Source organism: Clostridioides sp. ZZV14-6153 (assembly GCF_020657855.1).
In the GTDB taxonomy this organism is placed as follows: domain Bacteria; phylum Bacillota; class Clostridia; order Peptostreptococcales; family Peptostreptococcaceae; genus Clostridioides.
The window spans coordinates 482161-503880 of record NZ_JAGWCZ010000002.1 but is presented as its reverse complement, the minus strand read 5'-3'; the positions used below and the strand labels follow the sequence as shown (position 1 = coordinate 503880).

The 21720-nt window shown below is 27.5% G+C and carries 17 protein-coding genes; 6 read left to right on the top strand and 11 right to left on the bottom strand.

Features of this window, described 5'->3' with window-relative positions; genetic code table 11:
- Nucleotides 1–23 precede the first annotated feature (23 nt).
- From KGF46_RS05025 to KGF46_RS05015, 3 genes are all read left to right on the top strand, one after another.
- The gene (locus tag KGF46_RS05025) at nt 24–722 is read left to right on the top strand and encodes a transglutaminase-like domain-containing protein (RefSeq protein WP_227828868.1); all 699 of its coding nucleotides are present in this window, start codon (nt 24–26) and stop codon (nt 720–722) included.
- 146 nt (nt 723–868) lie between these two features.
- Entirely contained in the window at nt 869–2020 is a 1152-nt protein-coding gene (locus KGF46_RS05020; RefSeq protein ID WP_413926587.1) for an AI-2E family transporter, read from the top strand.
- 152 nt (nt 2021–2172) lie between these two features.
- A complete protein-coding gene (locus KGF46_RS05015; protein ID WP_227828869.1) occupies nt 2173–2529 on the top strand; it encodes a hypothetical protein in 357 nt (118 codons plus the stop codon).
- A 101-nt stretch (nt 2530–2630) separates the two neighbouring features.
- Here the strand turns inward: KGF46_RS05015 and eam are convergent, their stop codons facing one another.
- Together eam and KGF46_RS05005 are read right to left on the bottom strand one after the other, a co-directional pair.
- Nucleotides 2631–3899, bottom strand: coding sequence for a glutamate 2,3-aminomutase (eam, locus tag KGF46_RS05010; protein WP_227840801.1), 1269 nt, complete (start codon nt 3897–3899; stop codon nt 2631–2633).
- A 379-nt stretch (nt 3900–4278) separates the two neighbouring features.
- Nucleotides 4279–5682 (bottom strand): PLP-dependent aminotransferase family protein, encoded by a 1404-nt coding sequence (locus tag KGF46_RS05005; RefSeq protein ID WP_227850083.1) that lies wholly within the window; start codon nt 5680–5682, stop codon nt 4279–4281.
- Nucleotides 5683–5808: 126 nt separating this feature from the next.
- Here KGF46_RS05005 and KGF46_RS05000 point away from each other — a divergent pair, with 126 nt between their 5' ends.
- Nucleotides 5809–6510, top strand: coding sequence for an aspartate/glutamate racemase family protein (locus tag KGF46_RS05000; protein ID WP_227828872.1), 702 nt, complete (start codon nt 5809–5811; stop codon nt 6508–6510).
- Nucleotides 6511–6633: 123 nt separating this feature from the next.
- Here the strand turns inward: KGF46_RS05000 and KGF46_RS04995 are convergent, their stop codons facing one another.
- Nucleotides 6634–8175 carry a hypothetical protein gene (locus KGF46_RS04995; RefSeq protein WP_227828873.1) on the bottom strand — a complete coding sequence of 514 codons (1542 nt, stop codon included), beginning with the start codon at nt 8173–8175 and terminating at the stop codon, nt 6634–6636.
- A gap of 274 nt (nt 8176–8449) precedes the next feature.
- On the opposite strand from KGF46_RS04995, the gene KGF46_RS04990 reads away from it, so the two are divergent.
- Nucleotides 8450–9499 carry a PTS transporter subunit IIC gene (locus KGF46_RS04990; RefSeq protein ID WP_227828874.1) on the top strand — a complete coding sequence of 350 codons (1050 nt, stop codon included), beginning with the start codon at nt 8450–8452 and terminating at the stop codon, nt 9497–9499.
- A gap of 50 nt (nt 9500–9549) precedes the next feature.
- Here the strand turns inward: KGF46_RS04990 and KGF46_RS04985 are convergent, their stop codons facing one another.
- Nucleotides 9550–10584: a DUF6398 domain-containing protein gene (locus KGF46_RS04985; RefSeq protein WP_227828875.1), complete on the bottom strand. Its 1035-nt coding sequence runs from the start codon at nt 10582–10584 to the stop codon at nt 9550–9552.
- Nucleotides 10585–10601: 17 nt separating this feature from the next.
- Nucleotides 10602–10949, bottom strand: a complete 348-nt coding sequence (locus KGF46_RS04980; RefSeq protein ID WP_227437292.1) for a cupin domain-containing protein — start codon at nt 10947–10949, stop codon at nt 10602–10604.
- A gap of 255 nt (nt 10950–11204) precedes the next feature.
- On the opposite strand from KGF46_RS04980, the gene KGF46_RS04975 reads away from it, so the two are divergent.
- Nucleotides 11205–12587, top strand: coding sequence for a peptide MFS transporter (locus KGF46_RS04975; RefSeq protein ID WP_227828876.1), 1383 nt, complete (start codon nt 11205–11207; stop codon nt 12585–12587).
- Nucleotides 12588–12672: 85 nt separating this feature from the next.
- Here KGF46_RS04975 and KGF46_RS04970 read toward each other — a convergent pair whose 3' ends face one another.
- The 6 genes from KGF46_RS04970 to KGF46_RS04945 all read right to left on the bottom strand — a co-directional run bounded on the left by KGF46_RS04970 (nt 12673) and on the right by KGF46_RS04945 (nt 21674).
- Complete coding sequence (locus KGF46_RS04970) at nt 12673–14466, bottom strand: aminopeptidase P family protein (RefSeq protein ID WP_227828877.1); 1794 nt, start codon at nt 14464–14466, stop codon at nt 12673–12675.
- Between the two features lie 237 nt (nt 14467–14703).
- A complete protein-coding gene (locus tag KGF46_RS04965; protein ID WP_227828878.1) occupies nt 14704–16095 on the bottom strand; it encodes a peptide MFS transporter in 1392 nt (463 codons plus the stop codon).
- 461 nt (nt 16096–16556) lie between these two features.
- Nucleotides 16557–17699 carry a peptidylprolyl isomerase gene (locus KGF46_RS04960; RefSeq protein WP_227828879.1) on the bottom strand — a complete coding sequence of 381 codons (1143 nt, stop codon included), beginning with the start codon at nt 17697–17699 and terminating at the stop codon, nt 16557–16559.
- 110 nt (nt 17700–17809) lie between these two features.
- Nucleotides 17810–19042 (bottom strand): hypothetical protein, encoded by a 1233-nt coding sequence (locus KGF46_RS04955; protein ID WP_227828880.1) that lies wholly within the window; start codon nt 19040–19042, stop codon nt 17810–17812.
- Between the two features lie 515 nt (nt 19043–19557).
- The gene (locus tag KGF46_RS04950) at nt 19558–20115 is read right to left on the bottom strand and encodes a hypothetical protein (protein WP_227828881.1); all 558 of its coding nucleotides are present in this window, start codon (nt 20113–20115) and stop codon (nt 19558–19560) included.
- Nucleotides 20116–20147: 32 nt separating this feature from the next.
- Entirely contained in the window at nt 20148–21674 is a 1527-nt protein-coding gene (locus KGF46_RS04945) for an FAD-dependent oxidoreductase (RefSeq protein WP_227828882.1), read from the bottom strand.
- Nucleotides 21675–21720 lie beyond the last annotated feature (46 nt).

Below are 21720 nucleotides of genomic sequence, written 5' to 3'. Positions count from 1 at the left end.
TAGATAAAGGAGAATTCTATTTTATGAAAAGATATTTATCAGAAAGTACATTATTAGACTTTAGAGCAAGAAATATTCAAGAACTTATTAGCAAACATAATTGGAATCAATTAGATAATTTTAATAAAATCAAACAAATTTATAACTTTATTAGAGATGACATCAACTTTGGTTTCAATGCAAGTGACAATATATCTGCAAGTAAAATACTAAAAGATGGATATGGACAATGTAATACAAAAACTATACTTGCTATGGCACTTTTAAGAGGAGTTGGCATTCCATGTAGGATTCATGGTTTTACTCTAGACAAAAGAGTTCAATTAGAACTCTTAGGAATTATTTACAAAATTGCACCTACAGAAATCATTCACACATGGACAGAAGTATACTATGAAAAGCAATGGTATAAATTAGAAGGTCTTATTTTAGACAAAAATTATCTTACAAGTATTCAGCAGAAATACAATAACTGTCAAGGCTCATTTTATGGATGGGGTATTGCCACTAAAGATTTTCAAAATCCTCAAATATCTTGGAATGTAAATCATACATTTATTCAAAAAGAAGGAATAATTGATGATTTGGGAATCTTTGATACTCCAGATAATTTTTTTAATAAATATAGTCAAAAGATAGGATGGTATAAAAATTTTTTATATAAACATGTTGGAAGGCACTATATAAATAGAAATGTACAGAGAATTAGAAACGAATTGTAATTATTTATATTTGTAATATGTAAATTTAAGAAAATAAAAATAATATTTAGATAAAACTTTCAATATATTGTACACTTATCAAATTTCATATTAATCATACTATATTAATACTACTTTTTATTGTATAATAAGCTATAAATATTAACTTGATTTTAAATTTAAGTAAATCTAAACTTAATAAATATAAGAAAGGTTGTGTTGTTTTGCAGGATAAAAAAATTTATTTAAATATTGTACTTACTGTAGTTATTTCATATATTTTGATTAAAGTTATTGATAATTACAAATATTTTTTTGGAGTAATAAGTTTACTGATGTCATTACTAACTCCATTTATAATAGCATTTGTATTAGCATATGTATTTAATCCACTAGTAAAATTTTTGGAAAATAAGCTTAATTTTAAAAGGATATATTCTTTACTTCTTACTTATGGTGTGCTAATAGTTATACTAGTATCTTTTATACTATTTACAGTCCCATCAATAGTAAACAGTTTAGCTGACTTAGTAACTCAAGTTCCTATATATATAGATAAAACGGAACAATTCTTATTTGATTTAGGTAAAAGTTTGCAATCAGTAGACCCTAATACATTAAAAGAATATGGTGACAAAATTATGAGTGTAATGCCTAAGTTTAGTAACTTACTTATTGGTTCACTTGGAGGAATATTTAGTACTACCTTCTCTGTTGGAAAATTTATAGTACAATTCCTTTTAGGCTTTATAATTTGTTTCTATCTATTATTAGAAAAAGAAAAGTTCTTATCATTTACAAAAAAAGTTATTTATATTTCTTTAGGTAAAAAATATGGAGACTTTATAATAGAATTGTGTCAAAGTTTGAACTTAAATATTGGTAAATACTTTACAGGTAAGATTTTAGATTCTTTTATAGTTGGACTACTTTCTGGAATTGGTCTATACTTTTTAAAGTCTGAATATGCACTATTGTTTGGTACACTAATGGGTATTATGAATATGGTTCCATACTTTGGTCCAGTAATAGGTATGACACCAGTTGTAGTAATTAACTTATTCTACAATCCTACAACTGCGTTAACTTGCTTGATTTACTTAATAATAATTCAACAAGTTGAAGTTACATTTATAGAACCAAAAATCGTAGGTGGACAACTAGGTCTTAGTCCATTTTTTACAATACTAGCAGTTACTGTTGGTGGAGGATTTTTTGGAATACCTGGTATGATTTTATCAGCTCCTGTTATGGGCGTTATAAAAATATATTTTTGTGAATTTGTTAATCGTAGACATGATAAAATACAAATGGAATAAAAATACAATTTAATTACGATTTTGTAATCAAAGGTTACAGCTGTGTAACTGTAATATTATCCTCTTTAATGGTAATATTTAATTATAGAAAACATATAATATTATTAAGTAATAAATATCTTATATAATTAATTACGAAAGAGGGTTTTAGTATGAAAAAAGCACTTATATCTTTATTAGTTTTATCTTGTTTGTTATTAACTGCACCAGTAAATGAATCTTCTTATGCTGATTCTCAAAAGAATATTCCTGTAAGTCAAGATACTAAATTGACTCAAGAACAAGCTAAAGAACTTTTAGTAAAATACAACAATAAAGTTGATTACATATATCAAGGAAATGCTAGCGATTTTGAAGCATTAAAAGCTAAAAATCTTAATGGATATGTATTTTTACCAGATGCAGATGGTGACATTGGTTACTTTGTAAATGAAAATACTTCTGAGATATATTACTTCCATCCAAGTGGATACCTTGAATTGGTTAATCAACAACAAAATAATAAATAAAATAAATAACTAATATAAAAATGGATGCAAATTGATATAAATTTAGCATCCATTTTATTTTTATTTTAAAGTTGTTTCTTTTTGTATATTTAAATATTTTATTAATCCTGCGCTTGCTCTTTTATAAGTTTCTTTATATCTACAGCTGGTTCATCTTCCATTTTTATAACTTTTCCTTCCCATGTTCTAAGCATCACATAATCTGTTCCTTTTGATACAAGATATTGTGGAAGTAATGGAGTCTTACCACCTCCTTTTGGAGCATTAACTATATATGTTGGTATTGCCATTCCAGATGTATATCCTCTTAGATATTCCATTATTTCAAGACCATCATCTACTGATGTATTGAAATGTTTTGTTCCTTTTACATGTTTGCTTTGGAATATATAGTAAGGTTTCACTCTTATTTTAAGCAATTCTTGATTTAAACATCTCATTACAAATTTATCATTATTTATACCATTTAATAACACTGCTTGATTTCCTAATGGTACACCTGCATTTGCTAATTTTTCACATGCCTCTTTAGATTCTTTAGTTATTTCCATTGGATGATTAAAATGTGTATTTATATATATAGGATGATATTTTTTTAGCATATTACAAAAATCATCTGTAACTCTTTGTGGCATTGTAACAAGAGTTCTAGTTCCTAATCTAACATAATCAACATGTGGTATTTCTTTAAGTTGGCTAAGAATCCATTCTAAATAATCATCTTTTAATGTAAGAGTATCTCCACCAGTTACTAATACATCTCTTATTTCTTCATTTTCTCTAATATAATCTATAGATTCTTGTATAACAGCTTTTGACTTATGAGAATCTTGTTGACCAATATTTCTTCTTCTTTGGCAATGTCTACAATACATAGCACATTCATTTGTTACATTTATTATTAATCTATCTGGATATCTTCTAGTTATACATCCTGCTGGATTTGTATACTCTTCTCCCATTGGGTCTAAATCATCTTGTTCATCTTCCAATTCTATATGTGTTGGTATAGAAAGTAATTTTATAGGGTCACATATATCATCTGGGTCTATCAAACTCAGATAATATGGAGATATTGCCCATCTAAATTGAGTACCAACTTCTTCTATATATTCTTTTTCTTTTTTAGTTAGATTAATAATCTTTGATAAAGTATCTACATCTGTGATTCTATTTGATAATTGCCATTTGTAATTATTCCAGTCTTCTTCTGTTCCATTTAATATGCTTAATATCTTTTGTTTTCGTTTATTTATCTCTTCTTCTTTTTCAAGACCTCTGTTAATTGTTTTCCTAGCCTGAATATAATCATCAATTTTTGATTTTAGTTCAGCAGCTCTCTCTAAGGATATTCTAGTTTGTTCATTCATAATTTTTAGCTACCAAAATTAATTAATTTCCATTATTGATAGCATCCTCCTTTCTGGTGTGTTTATATCATTCTGATAGGCAAATTTAATTTTGCCATATAGATTTTATAACATATGAAATTGATTTTATTTTTGCATTTTTTCTGTTATTTTATACATTTATGAATATTTTCCCACTATCGTCAATAAATTACAATTTATTATGCATTTTTTTTAACAAATGATTAATTATTTCTATTTTTAAGAATTATTTTACCATAAAATGATTATATTTTCAAGATGATTAAAGTTAAAATTTTAATAGAAAGTAAAGTATTTCATCAAATAATAAAAGCGGAGGTTTATTATAATAAATTTCTCCGCATTTTTATTTATTTAATTAAATTATAGGAAAATCTCTCTGATTTTTAAGAAGTGACTTTATTGTATTCAACCCTTTCTCTAATTCTTCTACATCTTTTGGAGCTGTTACACAAATACGAACAGCTTTTGGCACAATAGAATTACCAACTGAAAAACGTTCAGCACAATATACCTGAACACCTAAATTTTTTGCATATATCTCAAATGATTTTCCATCCCATTCATCTGGAAGAATCAACCAACGAAAACTACAATTTTTATCACCAATTAAATTATAATCAGATAAAATCTTATTAGTAGCTTCATTTCTTTTTATAATTTCATCTTTTCTTTCTTCAATAATCTTATTTATAATAGGAGAATGCAGTAAACGATGTACTATTTCTGCATTAAATGGGGAAACCATCAAATTCATATTATATAATGCATTTTCTAGACTTCCTATATAACGTTTTGGAGCAACTACAAACGCTACTCTAAGCCCAGCACAGATAAATTTAGATGTACTAAGAATATATATAGTATTATTACTAGCTAAAGAAAATACTGGAGCTTGTAAATCCGGTTTAAAAATACTATTTATAGCATCTTCAATAATTATGATATTATACTTTTTTGCTATCTCTGCTATTTTCTTACGTGATAAGTTAGACATAGAATGTGTTGTTGGATTATGATAATCTGGAATGATATATATACCTTTTATGTTTTCATTTTTACAATAATTTTCAAGAGACTCGATTGACATTTCATTATTCTCTTGGGGAATTGGAACTAATTGAATGCCTATCATTTTAGCTATTGACTTGATTCCAGAAAAACTCAATGAATCTGTTGCAATTCTATCTCCAGCCTTAAATAATCCTAATAAAGTAGCGCATATAGCATTTTGTCCACCTGTAGATAAAAGTACATTTTCTTCTTTAGTATATATATTATTTCTTTCTAACCATTTTGCAATTGATTTTTTTTGCATGTGTGTACCTGATGGAGACATATATTGAAGAAATTTTTCCATTTCTGGTTGTTTTAATACATTTTTAATAAAATTGATAATATATGTATTTTGTTCATAAGGAGGATGTACTGTACCAAGTTCAATTATACCTTTTGATTCTGTTTGATAAAGCAATGTATTGCTTAAATTTACATCAGAAGAAATAAAGGTCCCTTTTCCTACTTTTGCACATATTAATCCTTTTTCTTCACAAAGTTTAAATGCCCGTGTTATTGTACTTAAATTTAAATCGAGAAAATCTGCTAATTCTCGTTGTGGAGGTAATTTATCTCCAGGATTTAAATTTCCTTTTTCAATGTCTTCTTCTAACAACATTGCTAAAGTTTTATATATTGGTGGTTTTCGATTGTTTAATTGTGGTTTCCATGTCATTGGATAATTTTCAAATGAATTTATTGGCATATAATTACTCCTTTTAAAGATAATTGTCCTCCATACAATTTTATCATTGTATGCTTATATTTTAGATGCTATACTTGTATTTGTAAATAGCTATTACAAAATAAATAGAATGAAAAGGTGATGAATATGAAGACTATAGGCTTAATCGGGGGAATGAGTTGGGAGAGCACCATTACATATTATCAAGTTATAAATACAGTAATCAAGGAAAAATTAGGAGGATTACATTCTTCTAAATGTATACTTTATAGTGTAGATTTTCAAGAAATTGAAGAATGTCAATCTAGCGGAAATTGGGAAAAAAGTGCCAAAATCTTATCTGATGCTGCAATTAATTTACAAGACGCAGGAGCAAACTTTATTGTTATATGTACTAATACTATGCATAAAGTTGCACATAAAATTCAACAAAATATATCTATTCCACTTTTACACATCGCAAATGTGACTGCTGATGAGTTAAAAGAAAAGAAAATCAAAAAGGTAGCTTTATTGGGTACTAAGTATACAATGGAGCAAGATTTTTATAAAAATATAATTATAAATAGTGGAATTGAGGTTTTAATACCAAATGAAGAAGAACGTTCAATAGTAAATAACATTATATTCAATGAGCTTTGCTTAGGAATTGTATCTAAATCCTCTAAAAAATCTTTTTTATCTATTATAGATAAATTTGTTAACCAAGGAGCAGAAGGCGTTATCTTAGGATGTACAGAAATAGGTCTTCTAATTCAGCAAAATGATACTTCTGTTCCACTATTTGATACAACTCTAATACATGCAACACAGGCAGCATTAGATTCAATTGTAGATGATATTAACTAGCAATAAATATTTTTACACTAAAAATTTAATACCAGTATATTTCAATAAAATAAAAAGGATAGTATGATTACCCCCATACTATCCTCTTCTTATAATGATTTAATTTCTCAATAAATCATAAATTTATCTTACATTTATAACATCACTATTTTTAGAATTTTGTCCATTGTAATTTGCAACTACATAGATATCTAAATTTAAATCTCCTTCAGGAATACTTATAGTATGTTCATTCCCTTGTATGTCACTTTGATACAAAGTAAACTCACCATCTCCATTAGTATTATTTTTTACATATATACTATAGGTACATTCTTTATGAGATACACTACTCCAGTTAACTCTAATAACATTGTTATCTCTGTCAACATTAGCTGATATATTTTCAACCTTCATGTTTTGTATGCTATCATTATTATCTGAGTTGCCATTACCATTCACATTAGTAATGTTTATTACATTACTTGGCTTAGTTGTATCTGAGTCTTTCTTACCTAGAACATAAATATCATAATCTATACTCTGACTATCTTTTACATCAATTTCTATAGTAGCATATATCTTTTGGGATTTACCTAAATCACGCTCATTTATAGTTATAGATTTAATTTTCTTAAATGATTCTCCTGATAATTTGTCTTTAAGATATATATCATAGTCAAAAACATCTTTCATATAATCCCATTCAAGTTTAATAATAACTTTGTTATTTACTATTTTATGTGAACCTACTAAATTTTGTATATAGTCATTAGTTATAGTTTCTTTGACTACTGTTACAGTTATTATCTTAGACTTATCTCCACAAGTTATCCTTACTCTTTCTTTACCTTCTCTAAGACCTACTACACTTCCATCACTACTTAGACTTATAGCTCTTTCTACAGGTAATTTTGAATCAGCCAACTCATAGTGTATTTTTGGTGGTTCTAAGCCTGGTGGAGAAGTTATTATATCTGGTTTTAGTTTCTCATTTTGGTCAACTTCTATTTTTATATTATTCATATTTATCTCAGCAACTTTAGCTTGGATTCTAAAAGTTCTCTCAACTTCTTTGTTTCCACACTTAGCATATATTACAGCTTTTCCAACTCCAACTGCACTTACTTTGTTTCCTTTAATTTTTAAAACATCTTCGTTGCTACTTTTGTAAATTGGTTTATATGATTTTTTAAACTTCTCATAGTCAACCTCTATTGTACTCTCTATAGTGGCACTATCACCAACATGTTTTAACTCTCCATTAATTTCCATATCTAAAGATTCTACTTCTGGGTCTACTACTTTTATAGTAGCTTTTTTTAGTACTCTCGAATTTTTCATAATACCAACAGAAGAATACCCAACCTTTAATGCTGTCATCTTATTTCCTTCTATTTTTAGAGTCCCTGAATTATCTAAAACATTAAACCAAATATTTGGATCTTTAGCATATGAAGGAACTTTAATATATTCACCAGTAGACAAGGTAACTGTTTCGTTTAATTTTACTACATATTTATCTATATCTTTAACATATTCCCCATCTACAATTTCAATTTCTACTCCTTTTACCATTGGTCTAAATATTCCAAATTTAAAAAGGTAGTACTGCGCAACAAGCAATATAGGAATAGATATAATTATGGCAATTTTTCTGTATTTCTTATTTTCTACAAATCTCATCTATCCACTTCCTTTTAGCCTAGTATATGATCATTTGTTTTATAAGCAATCTACCTAAGTTAAATATTGGGATAAACTGGAAAATTATTATATTTCAGAATATCCCTATACTAATTATAAACCATAAATTTAAAATTTAAAACTAAATTTACTGTTATTTTATTGCTATTAAAATACTTTTAAATTAGTGAAATAACATTTGTCTTGTCAGCTGAAAAGTTATATAATTAATTAAAAAGAAATTATATTTGTATTATATGAGGAGGATTTTAAATTGGAAATCAATTGCAAAAAAAGAAATTTTAAATCATTTGCTAAAAGTAAAAATATTGAAATTTCTGTTCAAAGGTATCTTATTGACGCATTAAGTTATATGGCACTCGGCCTTTTTTCTTCCCTTTTAATTGGAACAATTTTTAACACATTAGGAGATAACTTTAACATATCTCTTTTTACTGAAGTTATAAGCCCACTTGCTAAGCAAGTTACAGGTCCAGCTATTGCAGTAGCTATTGCATATGGACTTCAAGCTCCTCCCCTTGTACTATTTTCTTGTGCACTTGTTGGTGCTTGTGGTAATGAATTAGGAGGACCTGTTGGTGCATTTGTCGCTACACTTTTTGCAGTAGAAATTGGAAAATTAGTTTCAAAAGAAACAAAGGTAGACATATTAGTTACACCTGCTGTAACAATACTAATAGGAGTACTTGTGGCAGAACTTATTGGACCAGCAGTTTCTGCATTTATGACTTCATTTGGAAACATAATAATGCAAGCAACAACTATGCAACCTATAATAATGGGAGCTATTGTCTCTGCACTTGTCGGAATAGCTCTTACACTACCCATAAGTAGTGCAGCTATTTGTATGATGTTAAGTTTGGGAGGGCTTGCTGGTGGAGCAGCAACTGTCGGTTGTTGTTGCCAAATGATAGGTTTTGCTGTTATGAGTTTTAGAGAAAATGGAGTAGGAGGTCTTGTAGCTCAAGGACTTGGTACATCCATGCTCCAAGTACCCAATATAATAAAAAACTGGAAAATTTGGATACCACCTACAATAGCTTCAATAATACTTGGCCCATTATCTACAACAATATTTAAAATGGAAAATATACCTATTGGCTCTGGTATGGGAACTTGTGGATTAGTTGGACAATTTGGAACAGTAACTGCCATGCAAAGTGCTGGAAAAGGTGGCATAACGATGTGGGTTGGTATACTTTTACTTAACTTTGTACTTCCTGCTATTATAACTCTAATAATATCAGAATTTATGAGAAAAAAAGGTATGATAAAACCAGGCGATTTAAAATTAGATGTATAAATAAAAAAACTACTCCTTATTTTTTTATCAGTAATAAGGAGTAGTTCTTTTTATGAAAATTCCAACATTTTTTTCAATAACCAATCCATAGAACCTTTAACTTCATTCCACAGTACTATATTTTCATCATAGTAATAGACAGCTTCTCCCTTTTCTTCTGCTGTAACAAACTCTCTACCAAAGGCATTTCGCCAATCTATTAAATATAATCCAATATATTTGTTTTTATTTTTAGCACTTTTAATAGCATCACTTGCTAAAAACATATTTTTATTTTTAAAATAATAAAGAGCTTTGCTATACATCCATGTAGCAGACTTTTCTTCTTTATACATTTCAAATAAATTATTTATTGCTGTTCTATCATTTAACCTAATTAATACATTGAACAATTTATACCTTATTCCTTGTTCATCATCAGGATTGATTTCTATTAAATACTCTAATACCTTTCTAGCTTCTTTTAAATTATCAATACTCTCTAACTTCCTAGCAAGAGACTCAAGTGCTACCATATAAGCTCTAGTAGATATACCTTTCCAAAATCCAAGTTGTCTATCTTCTTTAGTAATCATGCTTTTCCCAATATTTACAGCTTCTTCCATATACCTAATTGACTCAATATGGTTTTTAGCTTCTTGTGATAGTTTAATATATCTTTTATAAAGTATTTTTTTCTTTTCTAACTCTAAATCTATGGCTTTGGATTTAGAATTACTCTCTCTTACCCAAAACTCAATATTAGAGATAGCAATAGTATCTTGATTTAAAAAGTCAATATTACAGACTTCCTTTATCAATGATGATTTATTGTTTATAGTGTTTAAAGAAACACCTATTTGTTTTGAAAATTCCTTTTTGGTTATATGTAATGGATGCTTCTTATTATATAAGAGATTTTGCTCCAAAACTATGTTTAATATAGCTGAAGACCATATATCAGCTCTAGAAGAATGAATTATCTCTTTATTATTATCTAAAAGGTCTTGCAAGATTTTAAAACTTATATCTTTATATTCTTGATTTAAATTGGAGTTGCAAAATCTATTTATCTTGTCTTTAATTTCTTCTATCTTGCTTGTCATAACTCCTCCTCCATATTTTACACATATAAAACTACTGCTACAAATTCAAGTTCTTCTTCCCCTATATTCTCTATAGAATGTTCTTCACCATCAGCAGTATATATTACATCACCTTCATTTACTTCTACAAATTCCCCATTATCAAAAACTTTACCTTTCCCCTTTAATATATAATATACCTCAAAATCAGTTGTATGGTCATGCACACCAATTGAACTTCCTACTGGTAAAGTTATCCTTTTAAATAATCTTCCTTTTCCTTTAAGCTCATCAATTTGTAATATGTTTTCAAGCTTAACTTTTCCAACACCACCAGTTAAATTTTCTTTTACTTCTACTTGTAATTCAGATTTCTTTCTTATCATAGCTCATCCCACCTGCCAAACAATCAATCTAACTACTAAATTGGCATATCCTTTCCATAATATGTTGTATTTTAATATAATAATAACATATATTCTTATAAAAAAATATTACTGAATCTATAAAATAATGCTATTTTTACATATTATTAAGGCTTTATTTTTTTATGCCATAAGTTGACGTCTTTATAAAAAAAACATATACTCATATAGTATGGAAAAATTTTGTTAAATTATTGGTCTGGAGGTTCTCGACATATGTCAGTTTTAAAAACTCAAGAAAAACTTAAACAGCCTAAGGATTTATATTTTTGTTGTTCAATATTTACATTTGTAGGACTTGCATACTATGGTATGAAATTAGTACTCTTATTATTTTTGGCTGAACAAGTATCTAAAGGTGGTTTAGGGTTAACACCAGCAGAATCTGCATCAATGCTTGCATCTTTCTTAGCATGGACTTATTTTTCTCCTGTTATTGGTGGATGGGTTAGTGATAGATTTTTAGGTCCAAAAAATTGTATTATGCTTGGAATGATAATGGTTTCAATTGGCTACTTTTTAGGATATCTGGCAAATAGCAAAATGGATGTAAACGTCATGATATTCTTGTCTGGATTAGGAATAGGTTTTTATAAGGGAAACTTACATACCTTAGTTGGAAACTTATATACTAATGATGACCCAAGAAAAGATGGGGCTTTTTCTATTACATATATGTCTACTAATCTGGGAACATTATTTGGCCCTTTAATCTGTGGTTTGGTCGCTAATGAATGGTTTGCTATGAAAAATGGTACTTCTATAAATATGTATGGTTACAGATATGTATTTTTATTTGCTTCAATTACTGTTTTAATAGGTTTGTTATTCTTTATATTTGGTCACAAAAAATTTTATAAATCTTCAAGTAATGAATTTAGTAGTCGAAAAGAAACTATAAAGAAATCATTAGAATATAAGAAATTACTTGCTTCAAAACCATTAACTTCAGTTGAGAAAAAAAGAATAATAGTAATATTAATATTAGCTTTTTTTACAGTATTCTTTTGGATAGCATATAACCAGGCTTCTATGTCTATAGCTTTGTATACAAAAGAACACATAAATCTGACTGTTGGTAATTTTCAAATACCAACCTCATGGATAGATTCATATAATGGTCTTCTATGCGTCATCCTTGGTCCTATATCTGCTTTAATCTGGGTAAAATTATCTCAGACTAAAAAAGGTGATTTAAGTGTACCTTCAAAAATGAGTCTAGGATTTATACTATTAGCTGTGGCATTTTTATTTATGATAGTCGCAGTTATACAAACAGGAACTGACCCTAATTCACTTCAGAAAGCAAGTGTATTTTGGGTAATTGGATTTTTAACATTCCAAAGTATAGGAGAGATTTGTTTTTCTCCAGTTGGATATGGCATGGTAAATAAACTTTCACCAGAAAAATATATTTCATTCCTAATGGGTGTTTGGTTCTTAGGTAAATTTGCAGCAAATAAATTGTCTGGTTATACACAGACTATTATAGACCACCTTGGTATGTTACAAGTATTTATAGTAATCCCTTCATTCTTATTGCTATTTGGAATTATATTACTTATAATGAATAAAAAACTTGTAGAATTATCAAAGTAAAAACTATGTTTAAGTTTAATAGATAAGATATCAAAAATCGAGGCATTAAAATGCCTCGATTTATTTATAGTATTCAATTACAAAACTATATAGCTCTAGTATAAACTTTTAACCATTCTCTTTCTTCACCAGTTAGGAAAGGAGATATTTTATCATAAACTAATTTATGATACCAGTTTAAATAATCTTTTTCATCTTGATTCATTAATTCTGGAACTATACCATCTAAATCAATAGGAGCTAATGTAACAACTTCAAACTCCATAAATTGACCATAAAAATTCTTTTCAGCTTTTCTAACTACTATTTCATTTTCTGTTCTTATACCATGAGAACCTTCTATATATATACCTGGTTCATTAGTAGTTACCATACCTTCTTCAAGAACTGCGCTATCAAATCTTTCAGGAACTACTCTCCATCTAAATCCATTTGGAGCTTCATGAACATTTAATACAAATCCTATACCATGTCCAGTTCCACATTGATAATCTATTCCCATATTCCACATACAGCTTCTAGATAATATATCTAGGTTGTACCCTCTACAACCATGTAAGAATTTAACCTTAGAAAGATTTATCATACCTCTTGCTACAGAAGTGAAATGTAATTTTAATTCATCACTTATAGGTCCTAATACTGTAGTTCTAGTTATATCAGTAGTTCCATCATAATATTGTCCACCTGAATCTACTAAGAATAGTCCTTCAGCTTCTAACTTATAGTTTGATTCTGGAGTTGCACTATAGTGCATCATAGCAGCATGCTCTTTATATGCAGCAATTGTATTGAAACTTGGTTCAAAGAATCCTTCTTGTTCTCTTCTTAGTCCCTCTAATTTTTCAGTAGCACTTATTTCAGTTATTTCCATCTTACCTACATTATTCTTTAACCAGTACATAAATTTAGTGAAAGCTACACCATCTTTAACATGTGAATTTCTTATATTCTCTAATTCTACCTCATTTTTTTGAGCCTTAAAGAACATTACTGGATTAAACTCATCAACTTTTTCAACTCCACAAGGTATATTATTGTAAATTGCATAGTTAATCTTAGTTCCATCAACTAAAACTTTTTCATCTTTATCTATATGTTTTACAAAATCATATACATCATTATATGGTCTTATTTGTACATTTTCTTTAGCCAATTCATTTAATATCTCTTCATTTAATTTACTTTCATCAACAAATAAATAAACTTCTTTTAAAGTTATCACTGCATAAGAAAGTACGACTGGATTGTATTTAACATCTCCACCTCTTATGTTAAATAACCATGCTATATCATCAAGAGTAGTTATTACATGAGTAGAAGTACCTTTTTCACTCATTTTTTCTCTCAATCTAGCTAACTTTGAACTAAAACTTTCTCCACAGTATTTAACATCTAATAAAAATGCTTTACTATCTGATAAAGCTGGTCTATCTGGCCATATGCTATCTATTAAATCATATTGGTATTCTACTTTTATACCTTTTTTAGATAATTTTTCAGCTAATGTAGCTCCTTCTTTAGCACATATAACTTTACCATCAAAACCTAAAGTTCCACCTTCTGGAATATTTGTATATAAATATTCATCAGTAGTTGGGCAACCTTCTTGTCCCATTTTAAATAATTTTATTGTACTTCCTTCTAATTGAGATTCTGCTTGTATAAAGTATCTTCCATCTGTCCATAATCCAGCTTCATCTTTAGTCACAATAACTGTTCCAGCTGAACCATTAAATCCTGATATAAACTCTCTTGATTTGAAGTAATCTCCTACATATTCACTTTGATGATTGTCAGAAGACGGAATCATATAAGCATCAATATTTTTTTCTTCCATAAGTCTTCTTAATTCATTTACTCTGTCTTTTATATTCACAACAAGACCTCCTCAAAATAATAGTTTGAATAACTAAATATATAAGTATGTAAAGTTCATTACATAAATTTTCCTTTTATATAATCTATATAAATCTTATACACTCTAATTATCACAATTATAATTTTAATTACAATATCTATCTGTGTAAAGCTTTTTTTTCATAATTAAAGAGGAAATTACGTTTGATTTTATATTCAAATGTAATTTCCTTTATTTTCACTAATTAAGTATGGATTATTTTGTTTCTGTTAACAAATCCATTGCCATTAATTTTGTCAACATATTTCTTAATCCAAGTAATATTAAACCAAAGATTATTAAGACTCCTGCTATTCCTCCAAAGATTTGTAAAAAACCTAATGTAGCTGTAAATCCAGCAATTTTTCCTGATAACAAACTAGCAAAAAAACTTGTCAGATACCATGCACCCATAGACAATGTAGCATATTTAGCTGGAGCTAACTTATTAAACATTGCAAGACCTATAGGAGACAAAAATAACTCCCCTACAGTTGTAAATATATAGGTTACTACTATAAAAAGTATGCTAGCCTTTATTGTTCCATCTGAACCATTGGCTAATGTGGCAAATACCATAACTATAAAACCAAGACCCATTATTATCATTCCTAATCCCATTTTAACTGGAATAGAAAAATCGCCTCTTTTAGTATTAGATAATTTAACCCACAAAGTAGCTAATACAGGGCATAACGCTACACATAATATAGCATTTAATGATGTAAGCCATGCCACTGGCATTTCAAATCCAAATAGAGTTCTATTTACATTATCTCTTACATAAATCATAAATGAACTTTGTGTTTGATAGTATGCTGTCCAAAATAAAACTACAAATAAGAATAACACAACCATTGCTACTATTCTATTTTTCTCTAATTTAGTAAGTGGCCCATACTCAATTTTTTCACCTTTATTTCCCTTAGTAACTGGATGTTTTCCAACTTCTTTTAGTAGCTTTGGCGCAAGAAGTGTAAATATAATCATACCAAGCATCATACCTATACCACAAACTAAGAATGCCATCTTATATCCATAAGACACTATATCTCCGTTTACTCCTCTTACTGCAAATACATTATCAGAAAGCAATCCACATATGATTGGAGCTATGAATGCACCTACATTTACTGCCATATAGAATAAACTATATGCTGCGTCTTTTCTTGATACCTCGGTTTTAGGATATATATCACCAACTATATTGGAACAACTTGATTTAAAAAAACCATTTCCTAAAATGATTATTGATAGGCCTACCCAAACCATACTAATAGATGTAGACGATGCAAACAAAACAAAGTCACCTATTGCTATTAAAAGTGCACCTATAGATATACATTTTTGTTGACCTAAAACTTTATCTGCCAACCAACCACCAATTAATGGTGTAAGATATATAAGACCTGTAAACAAACCAAACATTGAAGTTGCTTCTTGAGTAGAAAGTCCTAGACCACCTTGAGCTACACTCGCTGTAAAAAATAATACCAACAAAGCTGTTAATCCATAATAACTAAATCTTTCCCATAAAATTGTCATACAAACAAGCCAAAAACTCTTCGGATGACTAGCTTTTTTAGATACGCTTTCAGTATTTGACATAAAAAAACGCCCCCTTATTATTTTTATAGTTAAATTCAGTACATAAGATTAGCTTAATCATTTTAACACATACTTATAATAGCATCTTTTTTTATATTACTCAATAGATTATTGTTAATATTTTCATTTTTTTATTATTATTTTTAAAATTATGAAAAATATTATTTTTTAAGTATTTTTAAAGAATAACTTTAGTATATATATTTGAATAGTATTTTTTTAGCTTTTAAATTTTTTTATTTATTTTTTTTATATTTTATATAGATTTTCAATCAAATAATTTAAATTCAAAATACGTTTTCATCGTTAATTTATGCATGTTATTTTTTTATAATTTCATTTTTGAGCGATTTAATTTTATGGAAAAATAATAAAAGCTGTTTAAGTTCTCTATTTAAGAACAAAAACAGCTTTTAGATATATATATTAATATTTTCTTCTTTTTAATAAATTGACTTATTCTATTGCTTTGCTTTCATTTGATATTTATCTGTAAGTTTTACGTTGTATTTTTCCTTTAAATCATTTATAAGTAAGTTTTGCTTTTCTGATGTTAAAGTACTTACTAAATCTGATTTTACTTCTTCAAATGGTTGATATTTTTCATCTATTTTCTTAATTATATGGTATCCATAATCACTTTCTACAAGCTTACTAGATATTTCTCCTTTTTTCAAAGCAAATGCAGCTTTTTCAAAAGATTCTACCATTTGACCTTTCCCAAAGAATCCTAAATCTCCACCTGATTCTGCACTACTATCTTCAGAATACTTTTTAGCTAGAGTAGCAAAATCTTCTCCAGCTTCTGCTTTTTTAAGTATTTCTTCTGCTTGTTTTTTAAGTTCAGCTTTTTTACTATCACTGACCTGTTTACCTTTATCATCAACAGTTTTTATTAAAATATGTGAAGCTCTAACTTGTAAATAATTGCTCTTGTTTTTATCATAATAACTTTGTGCATCTTTATCTGTTACCTTTGATGCTTCATTTAAGTATTTGGATGCTATTAGTTCTTTTTTCATATCGTCTTTTATATATTTCTCAGTCAAGTCAAATTGCTTTAGAAATTCTTCTTTTGTCATTCCCATTGCAGATTCTATACTAGACATTAGATTATCATATTGAGCATTTAATTCGTCATCAGTTATGCTTATCTTTTCTTTTGCTGCTTCTGAGGATAATATATCTGATGTAATCATAGTCTCAATCATATTTGATTCATACGAACGTATTTCATCATCACTCATAGTATTTTTTGCATTTAAATAAAATAATGGCTCCATTCTTTTTCTTAACATTTCCCCTGTAATTTTTTTATCCCCAATAGTAGCTACTACTTCATTACTATTATAACGCTTTGAAGTAGCTGGTAATTTTCTTCCAGCTTCTTTTCCAGAGACATAGCCTCCACCCAAGCAAATTGCCCCTACTGCAACAATTGCTATAACTGCTTTAAGTTTTTTACTACTTAATTTTATTTCTCTTTTCTTGACTTTGTTGTCAGTATTTGTTTCACCTGACACATCATCTTGTTTAGAACTTACATTTTCTGAATTTTTAATTTCATTCAATGTATTCTCTTTTGAATTTTTTTCTTCAGACATTAATATCCTCCTTAATTTTAATTGTACAATACTTCACTTTTATTATTTTACATTAAAATAATATTAAATGTGTGAATCAGAAATGAAACTCTCATGAATTTAAAATGAAATTAAATATTTCTTAAACTATATCTTATGAAATTTCTTCCTATTTTTGTATCTCCATACTTTAACATTTGTATAACTTCATTTTTTTCTTTTTGCAAATAAATAGAACATTCTTCTAAAGACTTAAATATCTCTAATACTTCGCCTTTTTTATTTACTAATTCAATCTTTTTCTTTCCACCTCTTTTGATTATAGACTTATATTTTTTAAAGTATTCATCGTATTCTTCATCAATACATTCAAACTTATAATTCATTTTTATTGTTTCAATCTTATCATTAGTTAAAATTTCATTTCTCTTTTTATCAGAAAGTCTTGTACTAAATATTTTGTCATTAAGAATATTAAATATCTCAGATGGAGATTTACTATTTTCTAGATAGCTCCATTCATTTTTACAGTATTCTTCTACCTTTAACACTTTACTTAAATAATTTATAGCTTCTCCAAAGTAATCCATATATCCATATTTTAAATTTTCTCTTATGTAGCCAAGTGGTACCTTAAGATTTTTACTACATTGAATGTGAGTATCAAAAATCTTCTCTTCTTTAGTATATAGGTTTATTGCTTTTATACTTCTTCCTCGTCTTATTTTTATTTCTTTTATGTAATTTAAATCTTCTTTTGTCAAGTATTCATTTGTATCACTTACTTGTTTTTCTTCAACTTCAATAGTGTCTGTTACTAGAATATTATTTTCACTTTGGTCAATTTCTTCAAGTTCTTTAGAATCTGTTTTTTTACTTTCAAGCAGTATTTCTTTTTTATTTAATTTGATAAATTCCTCAGTAATAAACACTTCTTTTTTATCTAATTCTGTGGTATTTTTATTAATTAGTATTTCTTCGCTATTTATACTTTTCTCTGCTATTTCCGTATCATCAGTTTCTATTTCTACTTTATTTAAAGTTATATCATCATCATTAACTATTAATTCTTCTTTGTCATTATTTATTATTAATTCTTCTTTAGATAAGACTTTGTTTTTATTATCATATACTACTTCTTTGCTTAACACTTCATCTTCTTTATCAGACAAATGTTCTTCTTGGTTTAAAGACTCATTTTCTTTACTTATAACTTCCTCTTTACAGTATAATACTTTTTTTTCGTTATCAATTAAATTTTCTTCATATAAAATTTTTTCATTTTTTAATATTATTTCACCTTCTTCTTTTGCTTCCTCAACTTTTTGTCTCTTTTTCATAATACCAAACCACTTTTTTAACACTCAATGTTCCTCCTAATACTTTATCTACTCTTTATATTATCACATAAAATATTACTATTTTTAACAATTCCTTAATTTTTAATTACTTACAAATATAAAAATTATATTTATATAATTTATTTTTAATTACTTGTCAAAAATTCATCAACATCTGTAACCATAAAACTTTTATAAAACCCTTTTATCAGCCAAAAATATAGCCTTTATTTCATAGTAATTATATCATGTTTTTATAATATATTATCTTTTTTAAATTTTTTACTTCTTAATACTATTAAAGATACAATTTATAATATATTTTATCAAATAACAACAGTATACTAACACAAGTGTGACAATACTAGATGTTGTAAATTATGGATAGTAAAATAGGATAAAATACTTTCTATTTATGGAGTAAAATTTATAAAAAATGCGAAACGTAAACTTTACATACAATAAAGAATGGATTTAATTAGTCATATAATTTCTTAAACTTCATATGACTAATTAAATCCATTGTAATTAATTTTAAACTATGCATTTGATTTTTTTATTATAAAAGGAATAGTTATAATTGTACCTATTAAAGCATCTACCATATCAATCATAGTATCTTCTAGTCCCCCAGCTTGTGTAGTAGTCCCAATAAAAGTATCCATTAGAAATTCACCTATTTCCCACAAACTAGCCACTCCCATACTAAACATAAATACAAATATAACTAAAAATATTTTACTCATCTTACTTACATCTTTCTGTATATAAAAATATTTAATTGTAGAAAATGCTACAATACATGATATTATACCCGACCATAGATGTAAAAAATCATCATAATAATTTATGTCATAAAAATTAAAACAAGTCCCTAATAATGATGCAAACATTATAAATAATGCAAGTACAATATATAATTCATTGCTCAAAAGTCTTTTATTTTGCCTATTTAAAATACTCAGTATAAAAGTACCAATTAAGCTGATTGCTACTAAACCTACACTTCCAAAAGCTCTATTTGTAGCAAAAAATATGGCACATAAAACATATACTATATAAAGTAAAATGGTTATTGGCTTTAAAAGTTTATTCATAAATAATTTACCTTTCCAAAACATTCTATATTCTATAATAACTTAGGATTAACATCATTATCGCCATGACCATAAAGTTTTAATGGCTTAAGTGCTGGACCTTCAAGTATATTTCCCTTATAGTCAAATCTTGAACCATGACATGGACAATCCCATGTTTTTTCTTCACTATTAAAATTAAGTTCACATCCTAAATGAGTACATGTGGTATCTACAATATAAAAATCTCCTCTATCATCTTTGTAAACACCATATCTTTTTCCATCAATGTTAACAATCTTTCCTTCACCACTACTTTTAGGCATATCTCCACTACCTATTTTTAACTTTCCAGTGACATAATTCATTGCTACATTTGCATTTTCCTTTATAAAGTCCTTTGAAAAATAACTACCTAATCTTGAAGGATTGAAAGTATCTTTATAGTCAGAAGTTTTATTTATTATTAAATCCTTTATTATTATTCCTGCAGCAGTTCCATTAGTCATTCCCCATTTAGAAAATCCTGTAGCTACATAAATATTATTCTCTCTTTTATTGATATAACCTATATAAGGAACATTATCAAAACTCATATTGTCTTGAGCAGACCATTTATATTTAAAATCTTCCACCTTAAATACTTCTTTACCATAACGCTCTAAATCATCAAATATTTCTTCTTCAGTTCCACCTTGACCAACTTTGTGGTCTCCTCCTCCAAAGATTAATAAGCTGTTACTTTCATCATTACATTGTCTAAAAGTTATTGCTGGGTCATCTATACTTATAAATATACCCTCTGGCAATTCATTTTGTAGGACTGCAACCATTAAATAAGCACGTTCTGCATATTCCTTTGCAAAATAAAAATTCAATCCATCATACCATGGACTATGAGATGAAATTATAACATTTTCAGCTTCTATTATATTATTATCTCTAGTCTTAACTCTACATATAGCTCCTTTTTCTAGGTCTACTATTGGCGTATTTTCATATATTTTTAGACCTAAATTTACTGCTACTTCTGCCAGACCATCAACATATTGCTTTGGATTAAATTGACCTTGATTAGAAAAACGAATAGCTCCTTTTACATCTAATGGAATATCATTTATAGTTTCATGATATTCGCAATCTATATCTATTTTTTTACATGTACGATATTCATCTTTAATATCCTTTATAGCTTCTTCCTTCTCTGTAAAAACAAAAGATGGAATCCTTTGGAAATCACATTTTATATTATTTTCACTGATTATTTTCTCAATCAATTTTAAAGCTTCATTATTTGCATTATAATATGATTTAGCTTTATCTAATCCATATTTTTTCTCTATTTTAGAATATACTATATCATGTTGACAAGTTACTTTACCAGTATTTCTTCCTGAAGTTCCATATCCTATTTTATCAGCTTCAACAAGCGCTACTTTTTTACCTTCTTTTGCTAATAGATATGCAGTTGTTAATCCAGTTATTCCTCCTCCTACTACTAGACATTCTACTTTTATATTCTCACCTAATTTTTTATATTCTTTGGGACCTGAATTTAAAACCCAATACGATTCATTCATTTTAAATACTCCTTTACATGTTAAATAATAATAGTTTTTCCATCAT